The following is a 22,392-nucleotide window of genomic DNA, read 5'->3' as shown; positions in this document are numbered from 1 at the left end:
CAGGCAATCGTACAAGTGCAAGACCTAACTCAATAACGATGACTCAAGATCTTGTGAAATTAAAGGGCCTAGATGCAGTCGATTCATTGAGTCAACCTTCAGATAGATGTCTTTACTTAATTCGAAACTATCTGCCATCAACAAATGCTGACTAAGTGGCGCAAGAAATTCGTTATTGATTACTGAGTCAATGATCCTTGCTCCGCTATCTACTTGGTCACACTTAGCATGAATCCAAGCCAATACGGCAGAATCCCAGTGCAATTGAGCTTCGTAGCGCTCGAACAAACGTTTTTTGACCTTCTCCAGCTTCGCTGCAATCAAACGCATAAACAAGGAAGGTGACAGAGGGACATATGGAATGGTTTTAACGCGACCAAGAAACGCAGCAGGAAAGGCTGCACGCAAATCTTGACGTAATTCACGATCAATAACATCAACTGGTGGAATCAATTCAGCATCAGCACATAAGCTCAGGATTTTTTCATCGCCGACGTTTGCGGTCATCAAAATCAAGGTATTGCGAAAATCAATATAGCGCCCTTCACCATCTTCCATCCATCCCTTATCGAACACCTGATAGAACATTTCATGAATGTCCGGGTGTGCTTTTTCAATCTCATCTAGCAAAACCACAGAATATGGGCGACGACGAACAGCCTCTGTGAGTACTCCTCCTTCACCATAGCCGACATAACCCGGAGGAGCACCTTTGAGAGTTGATACGGTATGGGGCTCTTGAAACTCACTCATATTAATGCACACAATATGCTCTTCACCACCATATAGCGTATCTGCTAGCGCCAGCGCCGTTTCAGTCTTGCCTACGCCAGATGGCCCAACCAGGAGGAATACACCCGTAGGCTTTTGCGGGTCTTCCAAACCTGCGCGGTTAATTTTGATTTGCCGGCTGATAATCTCCATTGCATGGTCTTGCCCCAGCACACGGGCACCTAAAGTGCCAGCTAATCCCAATACTGCGTGTTGTTCATCTTGCAACATGCGACCAACTGGTATCCCGGTCCAATCCGCAACCAGAGTCGCGACCGCTGCACCATCAACGCAAGGATGAACAAGTTTCCCATCAAGCTGCAACAGCTGCAGTTCATCTTTTAATGCCCGTAACTCTTCACGCAAAGCATCACGATCAAGCACAATTGACTCGGCGGCATCCTGAGCAGAACCAGTCATCATGTCCTGATCCGACAAGGTACGAGAAAGTGCATTGATACTGTTTACCAGCTGCTGCTCGCCAATCCAGCGCTGCTGTAAAAGCGCTTCTTTCTCCAGCTCTTGTTGCAGTTCTTTTTGCAGTACAAAAATACGCTCGGAATGGGAATAACCTTGCTCTGCCTCCTGCCCTAAAATACGCAGCAATTGTTCTTTCTTGGTAATATCAGCCTGCAGTGTTTCAATTTCGCTAGGTATCTGCGATTGACTCATAGACACGCGCGCGCAGGCGGTGTCAAGCAGTGAAATTGCCTTGTCTGGCAATTGACGCGCTGGGATATAGCGGTGCGACAATCGCACAGCAGCCTGCACCGCCTCATCCAAGATCACCACCTTGTGATGCAGCTGTAACTGCAGCGTAATAGCACGCAACATGTCCATTGCGGACTCTTCAGTCGGCTCCTGCACTTGAATAGTTTGAAACCGACGAGTCAGTGCAGGATCTTTTTCGATGTAACGCTTATATTCGCTCCATGTAGTCGCGGCGATAGTACGCAATTTTCCACGCGCAAGTGCGGGCTTGAGCAAGTTGGCAGCATCACCCGTTCCAGCTGAGCCACCAGCTCCGATAAGTGTATGAGCCTCATCAATGAAAAGAATAATCGGCTGACTGGATGACTGAACCTCGGAGATCAATTGTTTTAGCCGGTTTTCAAACTCACCTTTTACGCTGGCTCCTGCCTGCATCTGTGCAATATCGAGCTCAAGCAAACGAACATCCTGCAACAAATCTGGCACCTGACCTGCCGCAATTCGCAAGGCCAGCCCTTCTACAACCGCAGTCTTACCCACACCTGCTTCACCGACCAGCAATGGATTATTTTGACGACGGCGGATCAGAATGTCGATTAGCTGGCGAATTTCGTTTTCTCGGCATGACACTTGATCAATCAAGCCTTCGCGCGCTTGTTGAGTCAGATCTTTAGTGAATCGCTCAATTGCACCTGCTTGACTCATTAGCAATTCATCACTCTCGGCCACTTTGTCGCTAGGTGCCGCATTATCTGCACCTTCGCTCCCGCCTTCAGGAGAACCGAGTAGCCAGTTTGACCAATTCTCAATCAAGCTAGAAGAGCGAAATAAACGAAACTCCTTGCTAACCCGTTCCAAAGCCAGCTGGCCTGCCGGATCTTCCAGCAAGCCTAGGAATAAATGGGCGCCACGAATTCGATTGGCCTTGAATTTCAATGAGGCATAAATCCAGCCTCGTTCTACTGCATGCTCCAGCTCAGGTGCAAAATCAATACCTGCATCGTGCATCTGTAAACGATTTAGAGCATCAGTCACGTCACTGGACATTCTCGCCATATCAACGCCCGTAGCAGAAACAATCCGATGTAAATCGGAATTGGGGAGCTGCAAAAGCAAATTTATCCAGTGGGCAATCTCAACCCGAGCATGATTACGATAACGGGCGAAACGCGTTGCACTTTCCAAGGATTGGAACAGGATTGGATTCAGCCTGCCAAATAATTCAGCACGATTTATTTTACTCATTATCTCACTCTATATTGCATGTTAGAATTATCCCAAATTTTCTAATTCAGGGGTGATGTGATGTATCTTCAGTTGCTTACGACTCAGGGCGAGTCGACTGTAAATCAGCCGCCAATTCAGATTTCAAAACAGAATTTCAGCATGGGTACCTCATTAAACTGTGACTTCCAGTTACCTGATACAGGTGCAATTTCTTCAATTCACGCTGTGATCAGCGATAACAATGGTCAATTAATAATTACTGATCAGGGCGAATTCACACCTGTATGGCTAAATGGTAAGGCACTTGGTTTTGGCGAAAGTAGTGAGCTTCATGCCGGTGATATGCTACGTATCAGTACTCAGCTAATAAAAATGTGCGAGCTGGAAGTTGGACTTACTCCGATGCCTACACAACATATCCCTTATGATTTTTTGCCATTTACAGATCATTATTCGATACCACTTTCAACTACTGCTAGGGTAGCGACTCACAGCAATCTGCCTCGGGCACAAAAAACAAGTGAGTTAGATCAATTATTTTCTCTAAATAGCACTGTAAATACGATGAGCTCACCCAGTTATCTAGACCCCTTGCATGCCCTATCTCAAGCTGAGCAGGTAAGCCCCATTCATTTTGCACAGTCTCGCAATACTCATCACGGCTACATCACTGCAGATGATGCAATCGATGCATTGTTTGGAATCAAGAAATAATAAACTCTGACGAATTGCAAATATTTCAATTCGCATAAGTAATACCACTTAAAGCAGCCTTACAATCTGTCTTAGGCAGTAACCAGCTATCAAAACCAAGCCGCACACCTTGACCTAGTTTGAATTTTCGAGCAGTAGTTGTAAGCACTTCGAGCTGAATGCGCCAGTTGTAATGAAGCCCAATCCAGTTTCTGACGAGTGAATTTATACGCTGCAAAGAGATAGACTCTGGATCGAGTTGATCGTATTCGCTTTGCAGCATTGGACCTAGTAAAATCGAAAATCCAAATTGAACATCAGGTACTCTCTTGCCCAACACCATGCTTTGCCCTAGGTTACTGTTGCTTTTCCCTAGGGCAGTGTATTGTTCAGCATCAAGATGTAAAAACTGGAAACAGTTTTCAGTTAGCTTTACCGGAATATTAAGTAGTTGTCGCAGTAATACCTGCAATTCGTGAGTGCTACGGACATTCCTACAAAACTGTCCTGCATGTCGAATTTTAAAATAGTCAGGCAACGCATCACGGCCTTCTAACTCTTCACCCGCATAGCCGGCAATTGCAGCAACCCGCGCAGCAAATAATTGATTGTCATCTCGATCTAGTGCAATTACTGGCTGAACATCAGCCCAGGCTCGATACAGTAAGCATTGCATCCTATGATGAAAGATGTCCGCGAAATCACGCAACCTCCTGTCTGCATGATTATGTAGTTTGTCCCAGACCTGTTCTGTCAAATGCAGTGGCAATGGACCATTTGGCCCAAATAATCCATTTGAAAAATGACGAATTACAGGAACCCCCATAACAGGGTGTATTTCAATTGCACTGATTTCAGTTGCGGCAAAGGCCATGTCGGGCTGATGAGCCAAGCGCACGGCATCTTCATGTGTACGTTGGCTTCGCCCCAGAAGGGGCTTATCAGGATTATTTGCATCTACCCAGCGCATCACTGCAAATAAATTTTGGCGCTGTGCAGAATCGCGAATGAGTGAATGAATCACAGCAAGCCTCTACTGCCAACCTGAGCAGGCCAGACCTTAATCTGCCCCCTATTTTGTGTAGATAGGCGAAACTCGACAAATGCATTAAGCTGAACAAATTGCAGCAGGAATTCACGCAATACTAACCCGAATACAAAACTGCTTGCGCCAGCAAAAGCAATGTCATCAAGACAGATATCAACCGACAGCCCTTTGCTATAGGTGATAGGCCCAGGTTCCGGGTACCGTCGAGTGACAACTCTAGTGCGCATCGCAGATAAACTTTGTGCGTGCGCCAAATGTCGGTTTCGCCCAAATCGGGCATATAACATCAACAAATTCTTCAATGCATTGACTGCGCCAGCCTCATCTTGATCATTCAAATATAAATAATTAAGTGAGAGCTGATTGATCAAGCGCCAAGGTGTTTCTCCTTCTGAAACCGCTGCCGCTGGTTCAGAAGGCGGAACTACAAAGTGTATGGACTCTAATGGAGCCGATTCAACCAGAGTCAAATCTCGCACACCATCCCTCGGGCTCAAAATTGGAAAGGGGCCATTAGTGACAAGTATTTCTCCACCAAACTGGCGAACATCAGGACGCAGCGGCGCATTATTTCGATCTACAACAGAAAGAAAAACCTCGCTAAATTGATAATTTGCAACAAATGATGAGATTGGTTTATTTTCATTTACCAGTCGTGGCTGACGGCGTAATGAAAAAAAGGCCGTTGAAGTTTGCCAGTGCGTACTGGCAGCCCCCGCAAATAGAGGTGTAAAAGTATTTACTTCCGAAAAATCACGGCCAAAACCTTCAATCACTGTCGCATCATATATTTCGTAAGCCAGTGGTTTTCTACGATCGACGACCATATGATACTCAGTCTGCATATCATCAACTAATATCCGATCCATCCGATGTTTGAACAAGTTAATGACAGGAGACGTAAATAAACGTAAACTCTCATTGGAGACCATGCTCGCAAGTGAGGGATCATTAAACCCAAGATGAATTGCAATTGTGACCTGATCGGCAGATGCGCTACTTTGAATAGCAGTAACTAATTGTGCATGAGACAAGGTGAAATAGCGGAATTTATATGGGAAACTAAAATACTCTTGCAACAATCGATAACCTGAGAAGGTTCGAGAATCTGCAGGAAGTAATGTCTCATTTTCTGCAAATCCTTTTGATTTAATGGCATCAGTACCAAGAAAAAAACTCGAGCCATTCCGACTATGAGAATCAGTTAGCACTGACACCCCTAGTTGATGACCGACAACGAGCTCGCACAATTTAGTCGAAATGGAATCATCCCCCGCGGAGAAGAAATCCAAGCTATTAATCGACATACGCCGAAAATCAGCCCCGGGATAGGATTGCAATTTAATTAGTAATGTCGATTTGGTACCGACGGGCCCACCATAAATTGACTCACCTACAATGTACTGTGCATCAGTTATTTTAATCGGCCATACACGAACGTCAAAAGCAGTCACAAACTCGCAAGAAATGTCGATACCAGGCACTGGCTGGGTCAACAGCCTGGCTCCACGCGGTATAGTAAAACCATCATGTAGGCCAGTAGATGTTTTGTCTGGTGTAAATCCAATAATTGCACATGACGGAGTCTGTTTATTCCAGTGTGGGTAAGCACAACTGAGTAAACTATTCGTGAACTCAGGAAATGCGGCTTCCTGCTTAAGTTGAACGCGAGAAGATAAAAAGGCAAACCCCTCCAACAACCGCTCAACATAAGGGTCAACAACTTGACTGCTATCACCTAAATGCCCTGCGATATCTGGATATTGCCGAGAAAACTCCTTCCCCATATCGCGCAAGTGACGCAATTCCTGATTATAAAGCTCAAGAAATCGTTCGTTCATGCTGATCCTGCGCCCATGTCAACCAAGGCGAAACGCCCATTATCCAAATCCAGTCTAGTTTGCAACTCCAACTCAACAGGGTATGGAGTCGAATGAACTAGCCCACGAATTCCATAAGCTAAGTACTGGTGATGTGAATGACGGCTTTCAATCAACGGCACAACAGATATTGAATCAGGCAAAATTCTAGGCTCAAAACGCACAATACTTTCTTCAATCCAGCTTTTAATCTGTTTTACATGCACAGACGATAGACTTTTACCGCTGACACAAGGAAATCCAAAAGCCAGTACAGATTCAGCGACATTCTGTAAAGGGCACTCAAACACGTCTACGGCAGAAATTGCATTCAGCAAAGCATTCAAATCGGCTGAAACGTTTGCCAGTAATTTTGCCTTATCTGCTGGGCACATGTTCTCATTATTCAATGCGCCGGGCTCAGAGACCAATCGATCCCATACTGTTGTGCTGAATAAATTATTTTTCATGAGATTGCATTAATTACCATGGCGAATCAAGATTTTGAAAATCGTTGGCCTGTGGAAGCCGTGGTACGTGAACAAATTCAGTGCAATCACTACTACTACTTGAGTTTCGCCACCAAATAGAATTACCCACAAACAAACGTTCAATGCCAAGTGCAGCTAAGTTGCACGCAAAAAAAGAAATCGCAGAAGTTGTTGGCAAAGTATGGGGTACTCCACAAGAGGTTGCACTCCATTCACTGACTATTTTTCGTGTCAGCAAGGTGTCTTCTCTGTTGCGGACTTCCATCAACACTGGCTGTCTTTCCAATAGTAATTCTAACTGTTGTCTACTTAGGCAATTAAGCACTACACCAATAGCGATCTCTGCAATTCGATCAAACCAACCTGTCAAATCTGCTTGAATAAGTAAATCTGCAGATGCCTCATGAACCAATAAGAAAGGATAGTCACGTCCTACAGAATCCCGACTACGTAACATAACACCCATCAAACCGACACCATTCATTAACTCAGGTGAAATATAAAAACGCCACACCCGTTTATCATTATTACTTTCGTTAATGAAATTTGACCTATTGTAGATTAACTGACTGTCAATCCATTTAGTTAGTAAATCACTGATCTCACAATTCAAACCTCGACTTGTAAATTCAGCAGATGTAGGGATCTTACCAAAAAAAGCAATCTTTTCCATTAAGGTGACTATATGTTTGTAGGACAGCGGAACCTGCTCATCTCTGCTAAAGTAAATGGATTTTGTGCTGTAGATGCAACAATTTCATATTTGACGTAATGATCCTGGATTTTAAACGTGACACGAATAGCCTCAGGGCGGTCTGTTTTTTCAACAATGCCACGATCAATCGCTCGCCACAGAGCCCAATCTCCTTCGTGTGTAATACTGCCAAGGTCATCGCCTTTTATCGATGTTAAGCTCAAGCGAACCTGACCTGTACTTTTTCCAGGCCAGCTCATCTGCATGGGCACAATTGCGTCATGACGATAACGCAATATTTGCCCATCAACATCTAATACCGATTGAATGACATTTGCCCCCATTTCAACTGGCTTTATCGTAAATCTCACCTGAGAATTAATTCCACTATTAAAAAAAATAGTACGAATCGTATCCGCACGCTGGAATTCAGTTAAAGAAGTAGATGTTTGCCCTTTAGCCTCGTTTGCAGTGGCTGTTTTCAATTTCCAAATTTTTCCAGCCATATCAACTTCTTGCGCTAAATTTTTTTGGAAAAAATTATCAAGGATTCCACCTGGAGAAAAATACTTCTGAAAATCATCACGTTTGACCTCCTGAATGCCTGTGCGATTAAATGGATAGCGTTTGTCTATAATTTGCGAGCATGCTTCACCCAATGTATTTTCAATGAGCGCAGATAAATTAATTCTTGCCTCGCCTTGTGCATGGCGCACGCTGACATCAGATAGCGTCTGCAACATATCGTTGATCGGAACAGGCATACGCTGAGCTTCAGCTTTAAGGCGCACTGGCACATCGCTTTGTGGCAAAGCTCCTTTTGACTGTATAGCAACTTCGGTTGCTGACAAATGATTGTATAAATCATTTAACAGAATCAAAGTCGAATCAATGGGTGCAGGAATACCTTGGCCTGGTGAGTTCACCATGCGGTGGATGCTAGTAAAACGACTATCAACAATATATTCCGGTTTACTAACTATTTGTTGTGCGGGCCGTTGCAATACAGGTGCATTCACTAGTCTCTGCAATTTATCTTTTTGTGCCTGCACTGCATTTGTTGCCGCTGATTTGGCTAACGCTTCAGCTGATATTGAAATATTCGCCTCACTTAATGCGACTAAGGAAGTTTCGCGCGTGACGCCCCGCAGAAAATACAGCATCGGTGAATCTGGGGCAGATAGCAAACGTGCCAGATGTATACTTTGTTGTAGGTTTGAACTTGGTGCTATCCGGATGTCATTTACATATCGTTCCCAGACTCCTGCATATTCATTCAAATACAATTGTTTGACTTGTAATTTATTCTGCGCGTAATCATCTGTCCCGGAAAGACTTTCTTTGAGGCTATGTTCCGCTGTAGCAATACCCAGCACCCACGGCTCTTCACTCTGCAATTCTTTTAGCGTTGGATCAAGCGCAGGCAAAAATGCCTTCGAATAGCCATCTGCAGTGTACAACCCTGGTACGCCTTGACTAATTGGAGCACCGCTTGCCCGAACGAATATAGATGCGGCTGAAGGACCAGCTACTTCACTAAGACGGAATGGTGGTAGATTGTCTGCAACCCCCATTCGCTTAATCCGACCATAGACCCGTTGTGATAATGAACTAGCAGAAATAATTGTGCGTATTTCTTTCACTAGGTCATTATTTAGCGGAACTTTACTCTGCACAACCCCCTTGGAAAGCAAATTATTAAAGTGCATTTCAAGTTGTTTACGCTGCTCGATTGTCGATGAACCGGCAAGATGATTTTCCCAATCCATCATAACCCAGGCACGTAGATTTGCCTCATCGTAATGCTTTGGATCATGAAGCATAAGATACATTTTTAATGTTTCATAAAGCATATCCGGATCATTTCGATATGTATCCAACCCCAACTCAAGACGGTGATTTATATAAGTCAGCAGTGTATCTTGCAGCATACGTTCATATGCGCTATTGGATGCTGATTTTAATTTTTCGTGCTGTCCCAAACCAAGCATATTGATACTACTGCTATCGCCAATTGGGTCTGCGATGCGCATTACGCTATTTAAGGCTGGTAAAATTTCGGCCAGATTCATATCGCCGGTCACTTTAACCTGCTCGATATCGCTTTGAGCATCTGGCACCTTAGCATTTACTGTTTCTACGTAGCTTTTATTTTGCTGATAGCTCAGAGTTATCCCCCCAAAAGCAATCAAAGAAACCACTGATAGTGATACGTAACCCAGAGTTCTAGTTAAAGTACGTTTACGATACCAATTAATATTTCGACCAGCTAAATGGCTTTCACCCAGAATCAACTCACTAAATAGACGAGTAAGAAAGTATGGGCGAAAAACCATTTGTGGACCTAATAATTTCGCAAAGGATTGTTTAATACCAAGGCCTTGCGGAATAGCACCGAACAGCGGATCAATAGCTTCGCCTTGTTGGGCTGCACTGGTTAAATACAAACCTCGGAAAAGTACTCGTGGCTGGTAAGGATTTTGACTAAATGCAGCTTCAGCGAAATCAATTAATGATTGGCGGACGGTATGAAAAGATTGTGGAAACCCCCCCACGACTGAACGCCGTAGAACTTCTGCTTCTTTTTGCAATTTGCCGATCAGCATACACTGCAGTCCATTTAGCAGGCTGTCCACGTGACCTGAAATAGCAGAAATTGCAACTTGTTCTTTTTCGCCAGTTGGCAAAGGTAATGTAAACCCCCACACCTGCTGGCGCTCTTCAGCAGTTAGCGATTCAAAATATTCAGTAAATCCATTAATCAAATCGCACTTCGTAACTAAGAGATAGACAGGCACTTCAAGGCTCAATACTTGTTGCAGTTCCTGAATGCGTTGGCGCACCGAGTTTGCTTGATTTTCAAGATCTGCCCGCTGTCCTTTAATCAAAGAATCTGCTGAGATCGTCACCAGTACACCATTAATTGGCTGATTCACTCGTGTACGTTTCAATAATTTGAGGAAATGTCCCCACTCAGCAGAATCCTGCTGCCGATCACTTTCATGCGTTGTATATCGACCTGCCAAATCCAACAGAACAGCCTGATCAGCGAACAACCATTTGCAATTGCGAGTCCCGCCAATCCCATCAATAGCATCGCTACCAAGCGGAAATTTCAAGCCTGAGTTTTGCAGTACCGTTGTTTTTCCGCTGCCAGGTGCTCCAAGCACCATAAACCAGGGCAAGCGGTATAGGTGAGCTTGGCGATCCAACCGCCCGAGAATGCGAGATAGCCAGCCTTGCTCATCCTCCGGACGGACTTGCCGAAGGACTTCAAGAGCTTCACTGAAGCGCTGTGTTAAAGCGGTAGAGGCCTCGCTAATGGCAGTGGTCTCATCACTTTGCATGCCTTGCTCAAGCTCTTTCTGTGCTTTACGCTCACGGTATAATGTGAACAATAAAGAGCCAAAATATGCACCCCAAATTACAAGCAATGCAATAATGCGCATCCAATCTGACGCAAATGGTGCCCACTGCGCAACTTTCACTAACGGACCTACCCACCAGATCAATAAGCTTAAACATATTAAGCCTAATGCCGACCAAAACCATGAACTTGAAAAAATACGAAATAGCCTGCTCATTTTCGAATACCTGAATCTGCTTATTTGTTGGTAATGAATACGGTAATTTCAACCCGCCGATTTTTGGCCCGCCCAATTGCTGTTGAATTGTCAGCCACAGATTCTGAGTCGGCACTTCCTTTTACCTCGATACGCCCGTTGCCTATATCTGAAGCCAATATAGCGGCTACTGACTCTGCACGTGCTTTGGAAAGCTGCCAGTTCGATGGGAAACGTAAATTGCTAATAGGCTGATTGTCCGTATGTCCATTAATGACTACGGCACCAGGGTATTTTTTAAGTTCGAGCCCAATCCGCTGCAGTACAGGCTGAACAACAGGCAAAACATCGGCGCTGCCGGAGCTAAATGAACTGTCCCCTAAAATGGTCACAACTGATCGGTCTTCATAGTCAGCTACGCTTACCAGACCCTCCCTAACTTCCCGCTCCAAAAATCGTGAGAAACGTGCCTCCTTCGCCGGAATAGCTTCACCACTCGATTTAACGCGTAAGCTTTGAATGCTTCCAAAAACTGGATCGGAAAATTGATTTAATCGTAATGATAGAAAGAGGTATAACAGCAAGGTCGCGACGGAAAGCAATACAGCAGCAACCCAAATTGGGACAATCACCACCGATCTTTTATTTTGTTTTGAAACCCCTTGCCATTGGCTTGCCATCTCGCTGTTTGCAGAGGGCCGTAAAGTTCGTAATAACTCCCCCAAGTTTTTTCGAATGACCTCATGCTGCTGCATACCACCATCCAGAACCAGATAACGGCCAGCAAAACCATAGCTCATGCAGATATACATTAATTCAAGCAAATCACGACTTTCGTTTGCAGACTCTTTCAAACGCTCAAGCAGCTGAAAGAATTTCTCGCCACCCCAAGTCTCTTTATGAAAGTGAACTAGTAACGAGGTAGCAGACCATGACCCACCCCACGAAGAGCTAGCAACAATCTCATCCAGAAAAGTGCACATGACATAACGTGCACCAATCACATGCTCGTGGCGAACACCCCGAATGCGCATTGCTTCTTCAAACTCGCCAATTTTAGCGATGAGTAGTTGTTGCAATAGCGCAAGATCACAAGCTTCTTTGGCGTTACGCAATTGAAGTCCTGTATACAACAGCTCGCCAGCCGCAGAAACTATTGGATTGAGGCCAAAAGCTAGGCTTTCTGCTGCTCGTACATCAAATTGATGCACGTCAACATGCCCAGTAGACTGAACACCACCAAATAGCTGTGCCCAAGACTCTTGCGAGCCTTTAGCCTTGATTACCGCATCAGTCACTCTTCCCTCCTCAGTATTCTTTGAATAATTTAAATTTAAATCAGGATCGGATCATCCAGAGCTCGATTTGAAGCCCGGGGAATTCACCCGCTATATGCATGGCCAAACCACCAGAATTGGGTAATGGACGCCAAAAATCGCTACTTTGATCGAATTCGAAATAGCAAAATCCCGCATGAAATGGAATTTGTGGTGGTGCAACAGGTAAATTGGAAATGGCGACTCCCGGCAGATGCAGATTTACAAGCTCACGGATTTTCTCAACAGGGCCAACTTTAATCTGGGATGGCAGACGATTCCGTACTACTTCACTTGCAATATCAGCTTTAACCGCAAGCACAAATCGTGAAGTACCATAGAGAGTGTTATCGGACATAATCGCAATTCGCACCCCTAGCTGACGTTCTTGCAAATCGATTCGAACTGCTGACTGGTCAATCACCAAGGTAAGCAATTCACGCAGCTGCTTCATGATTTGCAACAGGCATAAATGCGGTTGTTCATGCTGATATAAAGGCACATTATCCAGCAGGCGTTTTGCGGGCAAAAATACACGCAAATCCCCCAGCATGTGCTGGCAATAGAAATAAAAATCCGAAAATGGTAGTGCTGGACGTTGAAGTTGTTGCTCTAGGAATGGCAAATGCCGATTTACAGTTTGAAGCATCATAAATTCGGTCACATCCGCCGCACCCGAACCCCGCTCAACCGAAATCCCTTCTGCAATCATTACGCCACGTTGGCGAAACATGCCAAGTAACTCGTGCTGGCATTGACGCACTAACGGATGCTGACAATTGAGCAAAGGAGGAATAAATGCAGCATCAAGCTGCAGACGACCATCAACCAGTTTCTCTACCACACTAGCCACAGGAAGCCCAATGAACTCCGCGCTCATATCTCGCGCAAGTAGTAATTGGTAGTTTTCTTCAGCCAGCGCAATATCAACGGCGAGTTGAGCATCAAACACATCACTGATTGAGAGATCTTTTACACGATATCGGGCGGCATGTTTTTCGGCTCCCAAATAAGCATGCGTAGCACGCCCTTCAATACTCAAAGGAATCGCCAGATAAATCAGTTCATCACGAACATCGGCAGGTACATCCACTGGATCAGGTAATTCAAGATTGTCTGGAAATGAAAAAACGGAGCCATCTTTAAGCACCCCTGCTGCTCGGCGCAAACCGATTTTTCCAACTTCAGCCATACCGGAATCCAGTTCCAGAGCAGAAAATCCCCAGAACCATTCTGTCCCCAGAGCTGCTACACGACTAAAGCGATAATCTATTGAGCGATCCAGCTGCTGGAAGTGCTGCTGCTGGATAAACAGCCCTTCACTCCACACGACGCGATTGTTAATCATGTTTAAATCTTTTAAATCCCGGGAATCAGAAGCTCAGCCTTAACGCAAGCTAGGCAATTTTTTTAGAAGTGCGTCTTTGGTTTTCTCTTTCACCATCTGCTCACCTTGAGCTGCGGCCTGCGAAGCAGCTTTCTCTACAGCTGCCGAGGCCCTTGATCCAAGCGACGCAGGCAAAACACTAGCTAAGCGACCGGCTTTTGATGCTGCCTCGACAGCAGTGAGTACGGCAGTAGAAGGTGGTGAGCTCAATTTAACTTTTGCCGGCGCCACTTCGACCAGCAATGCCAAATTTTGGCGGTAGCCCCAATTAACAAATGGGATTTCGAAAGTCCGAACATCGCCAACCTCACCGGCATTTCGCCAGCGCGATGAATCCACATCACGAAAAGCAACAAAAGTAGCCAAATATTTGGCCTCTGTTGAAATTGGCCGTGTGAAGCGAGTCACATCACTCGGTTGCAAAATCAACTCTTCAATACTTAGAATCTCTGGCGAAAAAGGCTCAGTTGACTGACCAAGCTGGAAATAATCGGCAGACTTGAAAGCCCTATCACCTTTCATTTGATATAGCTTCATAATTACAGGTGATGGTCTGCCATTTGAATCTGGATTCACCGCAGAATCAGCAACGACCAGCACATCCATGTTTTGAGGACGGCTAGCACAAGCGCTCAATAGCAAACATGCAATTGTAATCACAACAAAACTACGCACAAAAACACCTTTATGTTAATCAATTAAAAGCTACCTTGCTTACACTTGACTTTATTAAAGTCTAATCACAATATTGCATCAAGGCAATAGTCAGCAAATCAGAAGAAAACACTAATATTCGATACTATTGCCAATCAGTAAAAAAACCTGTAAACACGACAATCAGAATACAAATTAACTTTTAAAATCATGAACTCAGATGAAATTTTAGCTCTGGCAGAAACAAGTAATAGCGAGCACCCATGCGGCATAAACCTTGAATACAGCGCTGAGTTTTTCTCTCTCGAGGCACTAGTTCAAGGTACCCCAGAACAACAATTTGGCGACACTATCATTCCAGCAATTGAGCCTGACTGGATCAAAGCTCGACAGCAATGTGTCAGCCTTATACAGCAATCTAAAGATCTGCGTCTAGTGACGGTCTTCACACGCAGTCTGATTGCAACCGAGGGTTTGGATTTACTACTCCCCTCTTTAGGCCTCATCGAACAATTACTTACAAAGTATTGGTGGCACCTACACCCTGAACTGGAAGACGGTGATAGCACTTTCAGGCTGAATGCCTTGGGTGCAATTAACGATAATGACTTTCTTTTGCGTCAGTTGAGGCTCACACCAGTCTTACCATTACGCGGTCATGATGTGATCCGGATCATAGATATAGAGCAGCTACATACCGCCCATCAGCATTCAAAATTGCAACTCGGTGAATTACAGCAGCATATTCAGGCGCAACCTGATGCCGCAAAGGCCTTGAGCCGAACCCTGAATGAATGCATCGCCTGCTGCCAGCGCATTGATGACATTTTAGAAAACCACATTTCCACGCACAGCTCAGTTACAGAAAATCTGCAACAGCTTCTTCGGGTAGTCCTCCATCACTTGCCCAATGAGGCACCCGCCCCAGTCACAGGTGATCAGCAGGTTGACACCACGCAAGCCCAACCGATTATTGCTGAATCCACAATCAGAGCAGCTAGTGGTCAAATCCAAAGTCGTGCTGACATCGTGCAGCAGATAGATCTGATGTGTGACTACCTCGCAAAACATGAGCCAAGCAACCCCGCACCGCTATTGCTCCGTCGCGCACAAAAAATACTATCAATGGATTTTCTCCAATTGATGAATGAACTCAACCCGGACGGTGTTTCGCAGATAGAGCATCTTGCCGGATTGAATCGTTAACCCAGTACCATCAAAGAGGACAAAAAAATGGCTAGACCCTCCACCGGAAACAGTGGTCAGAAATTTATTGCGCGTAATCGAGCGCCCCGCGTCCAGATCGAATATGACGTTGAAGTATATGGTTCGGACAAAAAAATTCAGCTCCCATTCGTAATGGGCGTGCTTTCGGATTTGGCGGGTAAATCGGCAGAAAATTTGCCAGCACTTGCTGACCGCAAGTTCATGGAAATCGATGTCGACAATTTTGACAGCAGAATGAAATCACTCAAGCCAAGTACGGCTTTCCGTGTAGCCAACAAGTTAACTGGCGAAGGCGAAATTAGCGTCGATTTGACCTTCGAAAGCATGGACGATTTCAGCCCAGCCCAAACCGCCATGCAAATCGAACCGCTGCGCAAACTGCTAGAAGCTCGCCAGCAACTCTCCAATCTGCTGACCTACATGGACGGCAAAAATGGCGCGGAAAAACTGATTACCGAGCTACTCAATGACCCCACCTTGCTGGCAGCGCTATCCAGTGCTCCCAAGCAGGAAGATCAGGCTTGATACCTGTACGGAGACCCGATAAATGAATCAAGAATTACTCGATCACGCCCAGCAGAGTAACACTACCGTCACTTTGGAGGCGGACAACGACTTTACCCGCCTGCTACAGCAGGAATTCCGCCCTAAGTCTGATGAAGCCCGCTCTGCCGTCGAAGAAGCCGTGCGCACCCTGGCCGCTCAGGCGCTGGGCCAGACCGGCCTGATCAGCTCGGATGCCGTACGCACCATCGAAGGAATGATCGGCGAGCTGGACCGCAAGCTGTCCGCCCAGCTCAATGAAGTCATCCACCACCCCGACTACCAGCAGCTGGAATCGGCCTGGCGCGGCCTGCACTATCTCGTCACCAACACCGAAATGGACGAGATGCTGAAGATCAAGGTGCTGAGCATTTCCAAGACCGAACTGCACCGCAACCTGCGCCGCTACAAGGGCACCGCCTGGGATCAAAGCCCCTTCTTCAAGCGCATTTACGAAGAGGAATACGGCCAGTTCGGCGGCGAGCCGTTTGGCTGCCTGGTGGGCGACTACCACTTCGACCACACCCCGGTCGATGTCGAGCTGCTGCGCGAAATCGCCCGCACCGCTGCCGCCTCGCACTGCCCCTTCATTGCCGGCGCCTCGCCCTCGGTGATGCAGATGGAATCTTGGCAGGAGCTAGCCAACCCGCGCGATCTGACCAAGATTTTCCAGACGCCGGAATACGCCGCCTGGCGCTCGCTGCGCGAGTCGGACGACGCGCGCTACATCGGTCTGGCCATGCCGCGCTTCCTCGCCCGCCTGCCTTATGGTGTGAATACCAATCCGGTCGATGAATTCGATTTCGAGGAAGACACCGCCGGCGCCGCCCACGAACGCTACAGCTGGGCGAATTCGGCCTACGCGATGGCCGTGAACATCAACCGCTCGTTCAAGTACTACGGCTGGTGCTCACGCATCCGCGGCGTGGAATCCGGCGGCGCGGTCGACAACCTGCCCTGCCACACCTTCCCGTCCGACGATGGTGGCGTGGACCTGAAGTGCCCCACCGAAATCGCCATTTCCGACCGTCGCGAAGCCGAGCTGGCCAAGAACGGCTTCATGCCGCTCCTGCACCGCAAAAATTCCGACATGGCTGCCTTCATCGGCGCGCAGTCGCTGCAAAAGCCGCAGGAATACGTCGACCCGGATGCTACCGCCAACGCCAACCTGGCCGCGCGCCTGCCCTACCTGTTCTCGGTATGCCGCTTCGCCCACTACCTGAAGTGCATCGTGCGCGACAAGATCGGCTCCTTCAAGAGCCGCGACGAAATGCAGCGCTGGCTGAACGACTGGGTGCTGCAGTACGTCGATGGCGATCCGGAAAACTCCTCCGAATCGGTGAAGGCCGAGAAGCCGCTGGCCGCCGCCGAAGTGCATGTGGAGGAAGTCGAAGGCAACCCGGGCTACTACACCTCGAAGTTCTTCCTGCGCCCGCACTACCAGCTGGAAGGCCTGACCGTATCACTGCGCCTGGTTTCCAAGCTGCCATCGATCAAGGAAGGTGGTGCGTAATCAGCATTGCTAAATCACTGCCTGTGGAACTTCCCCGTGTTGCACAGGCAGAATTACCAGCACTGAGTAGAAACATTTTCAATGGGTATATAGCTACAGCCCTTTTTTAGCAATGAATACAAGGATATACATCTAAATTTGACCAAGATATAACTCACCGTTCCTTTCCTCAGTAAGCCGCCACACGCCAAATTACTTACATGTGAAATCAATCACACTACAAACTAATTAATAATCAAGTAAATTTGTTACCATTGCGAAGTAAGCGTTCGAAATGAGTAGTCGATTGAAACTGAATTGAATTTCATAGTTGCAGGTTTGCCAGCGAAGCCTTGCATTGAATAAGCAAGCTTGTTTCTTGATATTCCGATGAGCTTTCACTCCCTGCTTCAGTGATAAAACGAGCCGGTCGTTTTGGCCACCGGAGAATGAATGCTTATCAATCTATTGAACCAGTGGCGCAGCCACATAATACGGAGAAGTAATAATGGCAAATGATATGTTCCTGAAAATCGATGGCATTGAAGGCGAATCGCTTGATAGCACGCACACCAATGAAATCGAGCTGCTGACCTTGGACTGGGGCATGAGCCAAGGCGCAAGCATGCATGCAGGTACTGGTGGCGGCGCAGGCAAGGTATCAGTGGATGATCTGGTCTTTACACACAGCGTGGACAAAGCCAGCCCGATCCTGATGCAGGTTTGTATGAGTGGTAAACACATCCCTAAAGCGGTATTGACCGTACGCAAAGCCGGTGAAAAGCCACTTGAATTCTACAAAGTGACCATGACTGATGTGATGGTGACCAATGTGCAACCTAGTGGTAGCAACAATGGCGGTGGTTTGATTGAAACCGTGGGCTTGGCATTCTCGAAAGTGAAGATCGAATACCAGCCACAAGGTGCAGATGGTTCGGCCAAAGGCGGCGCAATCGTTACCGAATACGATATCAAAGCAAACAAAAAGGTTTAATCAAGATCCAGAAAGGGGGAATTTCCCCCTTCTACTGATCGAGCAGGAGTTAGGGATGAGTACCTGGAATAAAGAAGTTGCAGTCAAGCACGCTCAAGATAATGCAAAAGCACAATCGGCAGGCCGATGTGCCCGCTACGTTCGTGAGGCCATTGAAGCTGGTGGGCTTGTTTTATCAAGACATAATTCGGCAAAAGATTATGGCAATAGTTTGAAAACAGCCGGATTTACCAGCTTGCCAGCCAATTCAAAACCACAAGATGGATTTTCTGCAGGAGATGTTGCCATTTTGCAGGGTTTTGATGGCAACCCGCATGGTCACATTCAAATTTATGATGGTCAGCAATGGATTTCTGATTTCAAACAACGTGATTTCTGGCCTGGCAGCAGCTATAGGAAAAACAAACCAAGTTATACTGTTTATCAATACGCTAACTAAGTATTGACATGAACTATTTAATATAATGAATAAACCATCCTGCCCCGGTGAAAATTCATTATACCCACTCCTTGCCAGTCATACTGTTCACTTTTGTGCTGTGATCAACACGTAAAAGATTGAATCATTATGCCACAAGGAGCCCCAGTGATATTGAGAAGAAATAATGTCTAAAGTCGGCTGTTGTCTTATTACTATTTTTATCTTTTTCGGCATTACATCACATGCTGTAGCAGATCAAATCACGGTAGAGAAAAAACTGCTTGACGCACTGACTTGCCAGCATGATTCGCCCGCAGATTTGATCAGAGAGATTGCCCGAACCCCAAGCGCTGGATTAATGATTAGCAACAATCAGCAAGAGGGCTACGACGAAAAAATAGCAATTAAAACCAAGCACGAGCTCCGCCTGTACGGGGCACGTAGCCATACAGTTAATCTGGCATTTGAGAATACGATCAGAAATTTTAATGCCACTGTGTATAGCGTATTCAAAGGTAATCCGCAAAAAGTAATAAGTGCACTTAAATTAAGTAAAGACCAGTCAGAAGCAAGAATTGGCGACTATACCAATCATCCAACGGGCACAGAGTGTCCTGCAACTATCGGACTTACGATAATTAACAAATCAACATTCGCCCTAGGTTGCGGCTGGTGCAATGGTGACTAAGTTGTGGTTCTAATTTAATAAAAACCCACACAGCCTTTTATAAAAATAAAAACACCTTAAACATTCGGTTCATTAGAAACCTCGATACAGATCAATTTAAAACTACAAAAATGCAAGAAGCTATCAAAAACGGTTTATACACATTACTTCGACTGCCCAGAATTCAAAAATGACAACCATTCTTTCACCACAATCTCTCGCCGAGCAACTTACCGAGATTCAGGATCGCGTACGCAATGCACCATCAGATCCGCAGCACCGGATCGCGCTAACCCAGCTACTTTGTGTCAATGGTCAATGGGAGCGTGCTCATTTGCAAATCGAACATCTGCAAAAAGCTGATCAAGCCTATGCTCGGTTTACTCAAACCTATGGCGGTGCGATTCGTGGTGAACAGATGCGTTTAAAAGTGTTTACTGGCCTTGCTGCGCCTCACTACTTGCTCAACACGCCAGATTGGCTACCTCGTCTGGCCAATGCGCTGCAACTGGAACAACAACAAAATACGGCCGCAGCCCAAGGACAAAGACAACAGGCATGCCATGAAGCGCCTGCGATTAGTGGTGAAATTGACGGCCAGCCATTTGCCTGGCTGGCGGATGCCGACCCGCGCATGGGCCCGGCCTTCGAGGCCATCATCGACGGCGATTACCACTGGCTGGCACCAGAAATGCTAACTCAAATACGCTTTTTCCCACCACAGACCTTGTTTGACCTGATTTGGCGTCAGTCCATCATCACCACACATGCAGGCGAAGAGCTGCCAGCCCTGATTCCGGCTCGCTACCCTGGATCAGAAAGCGCAGATGATCAGCATGCACTTTGCCGTGCTACTCGTTGGATCGAACATCCGCACAGCAGCTGGCATGGTCAGGGGCAGCGCATGCTGGCAAGCGATGGTGAAGACTTCAATCTATTGTCCATCGTGTTGCTGGGCTTTGACACTAACAGCAAGGCTGCCGATCAATGAGTTGCCCCCGCTCACCGTTGCCCTGGGGCATGGCAGACCCTATCGGTATGGCCTGCGACTATGCCCGCACGCTCACTTTGCTGGGGCAAGGCGCCAATCCGCAACCCGTCGGGTTCGATTTAAAACAAGGCCAACGCCACTTCGGCTACAAGACATTGTGCGATGCGCTCAAAGAGCTGGGCATGTATGAACGCCAAAAAGGCACAGTGCGCTTTGTCCGCGATGTGATTGATGCGGGCGAATTAATCCGGGGCAATCTGCATATCACGCATCATCCAGTAATTGGCGGAGGTAAATCGGGCGATAGCAAAATTGAAGACACCGAATTCCGCGATCCGCGCATCCCGCTGTATTACGACATTGAATATGTTGAGGTGGCCTATGCACTGGAGCGCCAGTTTATTAACAGCCCCAGCATGTACGCTTTGTGGACCGGCATCAAACCCTTAGCCAGTACAGCCAAAGTAGCCAGCGACACGCTCGGAGCGATTGAAGCCATGGAAAGCATCAGCGATCTGCGCAAAGTCTGGCAAACCATGAGTAGCAGCTATTCAGGTCAGACCTTTAATCCGGTCAAGCAGTACTGGAGCGGCCAGAATAAGCGCGGGCTCTGGCTAGGCAAACTGATTGCGCGTGAATTTAACAGCATTCTCGACTTTGCCGAACAGTTTTCAGTCAATGAAACCAGCGGCAAAGTAGACCCCATTCTGAATCGGGTGCGCATGAATGTTTTCTAAGCTCGAAATTGAAATGGACAACCCAGAGGCAACACGTTTACGACGGGTCTTGTTGCTGGATACCTTGCTCTGCACACTGTACGGCGTTTTCATCACCGCTAGCAGCCTGATTGCAGGGGGAGAACTATCCAGGCGCGAAGACACAAACCAGCAGCTACTACTCACCATTGGGCTAATTATTAGCGGAATATTGCTACTAAAAGCACTGGCTAGCTGGCGTGCCCGTACACAAAGCGGCGGCTGGCTGGGCCTTAGCCTGCTGATAGGTCTGCCATTCTGGCTACTACCTCTCTTGATCGGCTTGATGTTTCTACTAGTACCATTGCTGGATGGGGGTGAGCCGTTTGGATCTCTCTGGGCAGTGCCTGGCATCTATCTCGGGCTGTTTTTCTTCATGGGCCCCACCATGGCTCTCCCTATCGAAGTGTACCCATTCTGGCGTAATAACGGCTCAGTAGCCACGCCATCTCAATCTGCTAGCCAGCAAAGCTGGCTGCCGCATTCCCGAGGTTAATCATGTTCAGCACCCGTACCTTCCGCCTGCGCAGCCCTTTACCCGAAACCCAGCTGTTTTTCCGTAATCTGGCGGGCACCGAGCTGCTTAGCAATATCAGCCATTACCAGCTCGTGGCGCTCTCCCCCAGTGCCAATCTGCCGCTGGATCAGCTGGTGGGCCATCCGGTCACCATCGAGATCGATCTGCCCAAGGGCGGGGTGCGCCATGTCCACCAGTACGTCGCCAGCATGGTGCTCTCTGGCGAGGAAGGCCAGTATTACCGCTATGAGGCCGAGCTGCGCCCCTGGCTGTGGTTTCTCACCCGCAGTGCCGACTGGAAGGTATTCCAGAAGCTCAGCACGCTGGACATCGTCAAGCAGGTGTTCGCTGATCATGGCATTGCCCGTTTT

The 22,392-nt window shown here is 47.0% G+C and carries 20 protein-coding genes; 11 read left to right on the top strand and 9 right to left on the bottom strand.

Annotated elements, in window-relative coordinates; all coding sequences use genetic code 11:
• Window positions 1-24: 24 nt before the first annotated feature.
• Window positions 25-2,727: a type VI secretion system ATPase TssH gene (gene tssH, locus FLS37_RS03405; RefSeq protein ID WP_157314531.1), complete on the bottom strand. Its 2,703-nt coding sequence runs from the start codon at window positions 2,725-2,727 to the stop codon at window positions 25-27.
• A gap of 60 nt (window positions 2,728-2,787) precedes the next feature.
• Between tssH and FLS37_RS03400 the strand changes: the two genes are divergently transcribed.
• Window positions 2,788-3,423 (top strand): FHA domain-containing protein, encoded by a 636-nt coding sequence (locus FLS37_RS03400; protein ID WP_157314530.1) that lies wholly within the window; start codon window positions 2,788-2,790, stop codon window positions 3,421-3,423.
• 25 nt (window positions 3,424-3,448) lie between these two features.
• On the opposite strand, the gene tssG is transcribed toward FLS37_RS03400, so the two are convergent.
• Genes tssG through tssJ form a run of 8 tightly spaced genes read right to left on the bottom strand, consistent with a single transcriptional unit; the run spans window position 3,449 to window position 14,435 of the window.
• Entirely contained in the window at window positions 3,449-4,426 is a 978-nt protein-coding gene (tssG, locus tag FLS37_RS03395) for a type VI secretion system baseplate subunit TssG (protein ID WP_157314529.1), read from the bottom strand.
• Window positions 4,423-6,291: a type VI secretion system baseplate subunit TssF gene (gene tssF, locus FLS37_RS03390; protein WP_157314528.1), complete on the bottom strand. Its 1,869-nt coding sequence runs from the start codon at window positions 6,289-6,291 to the stop codon at window positions 4,423-4,425. The genes tssG and tssF overlap by 4 nt, the downstream gene beginning before the upstream one ends.
• Window positions 6,288-6,779 carry a type VI secretion system baseplate subunit TssE gene (locus FLS37_RS03385; protein WP_157314527.1) on the bottom strand — a complete coding sequence of 164 codons (492 nt, stop codon included), beginning with the start codon at window positions 6,777-6,779 and terminating at the stop codon, window positions 6,288-6,290. Before FLS37_RS03385 ends, tssF begins: the two co-directional genes overlap by 4 nt.
• 13 nt (window positions 6,780-6,792) lie before the next feature.
• On the bottom strand, window positions 6,793-7,473 hold the full coding sequence (gene tagF / locus FLS37_RS03380) for a type VI secretion system-associated protein TagF (RefSeq protein ID WP_157314526.1): 681 nt from the start codon (window positions 7,471-7,473) through the stop codon (window positions 6,793-6,795).
• A gap of 8 nt (window positions 7,474-7,481) precedes the next feature.
• Window positions 7,482-11,078 carry a type VI secretion system membrane subunit TssM gene (tssM, locus tag FLS37_RS03375; protein WP_157314525.1) on the bottom strand — a complete coding sequence of 1,199 codons (3,597 nt, stop codon included), beginning with the start codon at window positions 11,076-11,078 and terminating at the stop codon, window positions 7,482-7,484.
• A gap of 20 nt (window positions 11,079-11,098) precedes the next feature.
• Window positions 11,099-12,355: a type VI secretion system protein TssL, long form gene (tssL, locus tag FLS37_RS03370; RefSeq protein WP_157314524.1), complete on the bottom strand. Its 1,257-nt coding sequence runs from the start codon at window positions 12,353-12,355 to the stop codon at window positions 11,099-11,101.
• Between the two features lie 40 nt (window positions 12,356-12,395).
• Window positions 12,396-13,721, bottom strand: a complete 1,326-nt coding sequence (tssK, locus tag FLS37_RS03365) for a type VI secretion system baseplate subunit TssK (protein WP_157314523.1) — start codon at window positions 13,719-13,721, stop codon at window positions 12,396-12,398.
• Window positions 13,722-13,760: 39 nt separating this feature from the next.
• On the bottom strand, window positions 13,761-14,435 hold the full coding sequence (gene tssJ / locus FLS37_RS03360; protein WP_157314522.1) for a type VI secretion system lipoprotein TssJ: 675 nt from the start codon (window positions 14,433-14,435) through the stop codon (window positions 13,761-13,763).
• Between the two features lie 189 nt (window positions 14,436-14,624).
• Here tssJ and tssA point away from each other — a divergent pair, with 189 nt between their 5' ends.
• From tssA to FLS37_RS03310, 10 genes are all read left to right on the top strand, one after another.
• Entirely contained in the window at window positions 14,625-15,620 is a 996-nt protein-coding gene (gene tssA, locus FLS37_RS03355; protein ID WP_157314521.1) for a type VI secretion system protein TssA, read from the top strand.
• 27 nt (window positions 15,621-15,647) lie between these two features.
• On the top strand, window positions 15,648-16,166 hold the full coding sequence (gene tssB, locus FLS37_RS03350) for a type VI secretion system contractile sheath small subunit (protein WP_157314520.1): 519 nt from the start codon (window positions 15,648-15,650) through the stop codon (window positions 16,164-16,166).
• A 22-nt stretch (window positions 16,167-16,188) separates the two neighbouring features.
• The gene (gene tssC, locus FLS37_RS03345) at window positions 16,189-17,697 is read left to right on the top strand and encodes a type VI secretion system contractile sheath large subunit (protein ID WP_157314519.1); all 1,509 of its coding nucleotides are present in this window, start codon (window positions 16,189-16,191) and stop codon (window positions 17,695-17,697) included.
• A 487-nt stretch (window positions 17,698-18,184) separates the two neighbouring features.
• Window positions 18,185-18,670 (top strand): type VI secretion system tube protein Hcp, encoded by a 486-nt coding sequence (locus FLS37_RS03340; protein WP_157314518.1) that lies wholly within the window; start codon window positions 18,185-18,187, stop codon window positions 18,668-18,670.
• A gap of 55 nt (window positions 18,671-18,725) precedes the next feature.
• Window positions 18,726-19,109: a CHAP domain-containing protein gene (locus tag FLS37_RS03335; protein WP_157314517.1), complete on the top strand. Its 384-nt coding sequence runs from the start codon at window positions 18,726-18,728 to the stop codon at window positions 19,107-19,109.
• A gap of 166 nt (window positions 19,110-19,275) precedes the next feature.
• Window positions 19,276-19,779 carry a hypothetical protein gene (locus FLS37_RS03330; RefSeq protein WP_157314516.1) on the top strand — a complete coding sequence of 168 codons (504 nt, stop codon included), beginning with the start codon at window positions 19,276-19,278 and terminating at the stop codon, window positions 19,777-19,779.
• A gap of 169 nt (window positions 19,780-19,948) precedes the next feature.
• Window positions 19,949-20,749 (top strand): type VI secretion system accessory protein TagJ, encoded by an 801-nt coding sequence (locus FLS37_RS03325; RefSeq protein WP_157314515.1) that lies wholly within the window; start codon window positions 19,949-19,951, stop codon window positions 20,747-20,749.
• 29 nt (window positions 20,750-20,778) lie between these two features.
• Window positions 20,779-21,486 (top strand): hypothetical protein, encoded by a 708-nt coding sequence (locus FLS37_RS03320; protein WP_157314514.1) that lies wholly within the window; start codon window positions 20,779-20,781, stop codon window positions 21,484-21,486.
• Complete coding sequence (locus FLS37_RS03315) at window positions 21,476-22,000, top strand: hypothetical protein (protein WP_157314513.1); 525 nt, start codon at window positions 21,476-21,478, stop codon at window positions 21,998-22,000. Before FLS37_RS03320 ends, FLS37_RS03315 begins: the two co-directional genes overlap by 11 nt.
• Window positions 22,001-22,002: 2 nt before the next feature.
• Window positions 22,003-22,392, top strand: a 390-nt coding sequence (locus FLS37_RS03310) for a contractile injection system protein, VgrG/Pvc8 family (protein WP_255446412.1), incomplete at its 3' end; no start/stop codon positions are given.

Source organism: Chitinibacter sp. GC72 (genome assembly GCF_009760905.1).
In the GTDB taxonomy this organism is placed as follows: Bacteria; Pseudomonadota; Gammaproteobacteria; order Burkholderiales; family Chitinibacteraceae; genus Chitinibacter.
The sequence above is the reverse complement of the archived record's forward strand: the minus strand, read 5'-3'. Positions and strand labels throughout refer to the sequence as shown.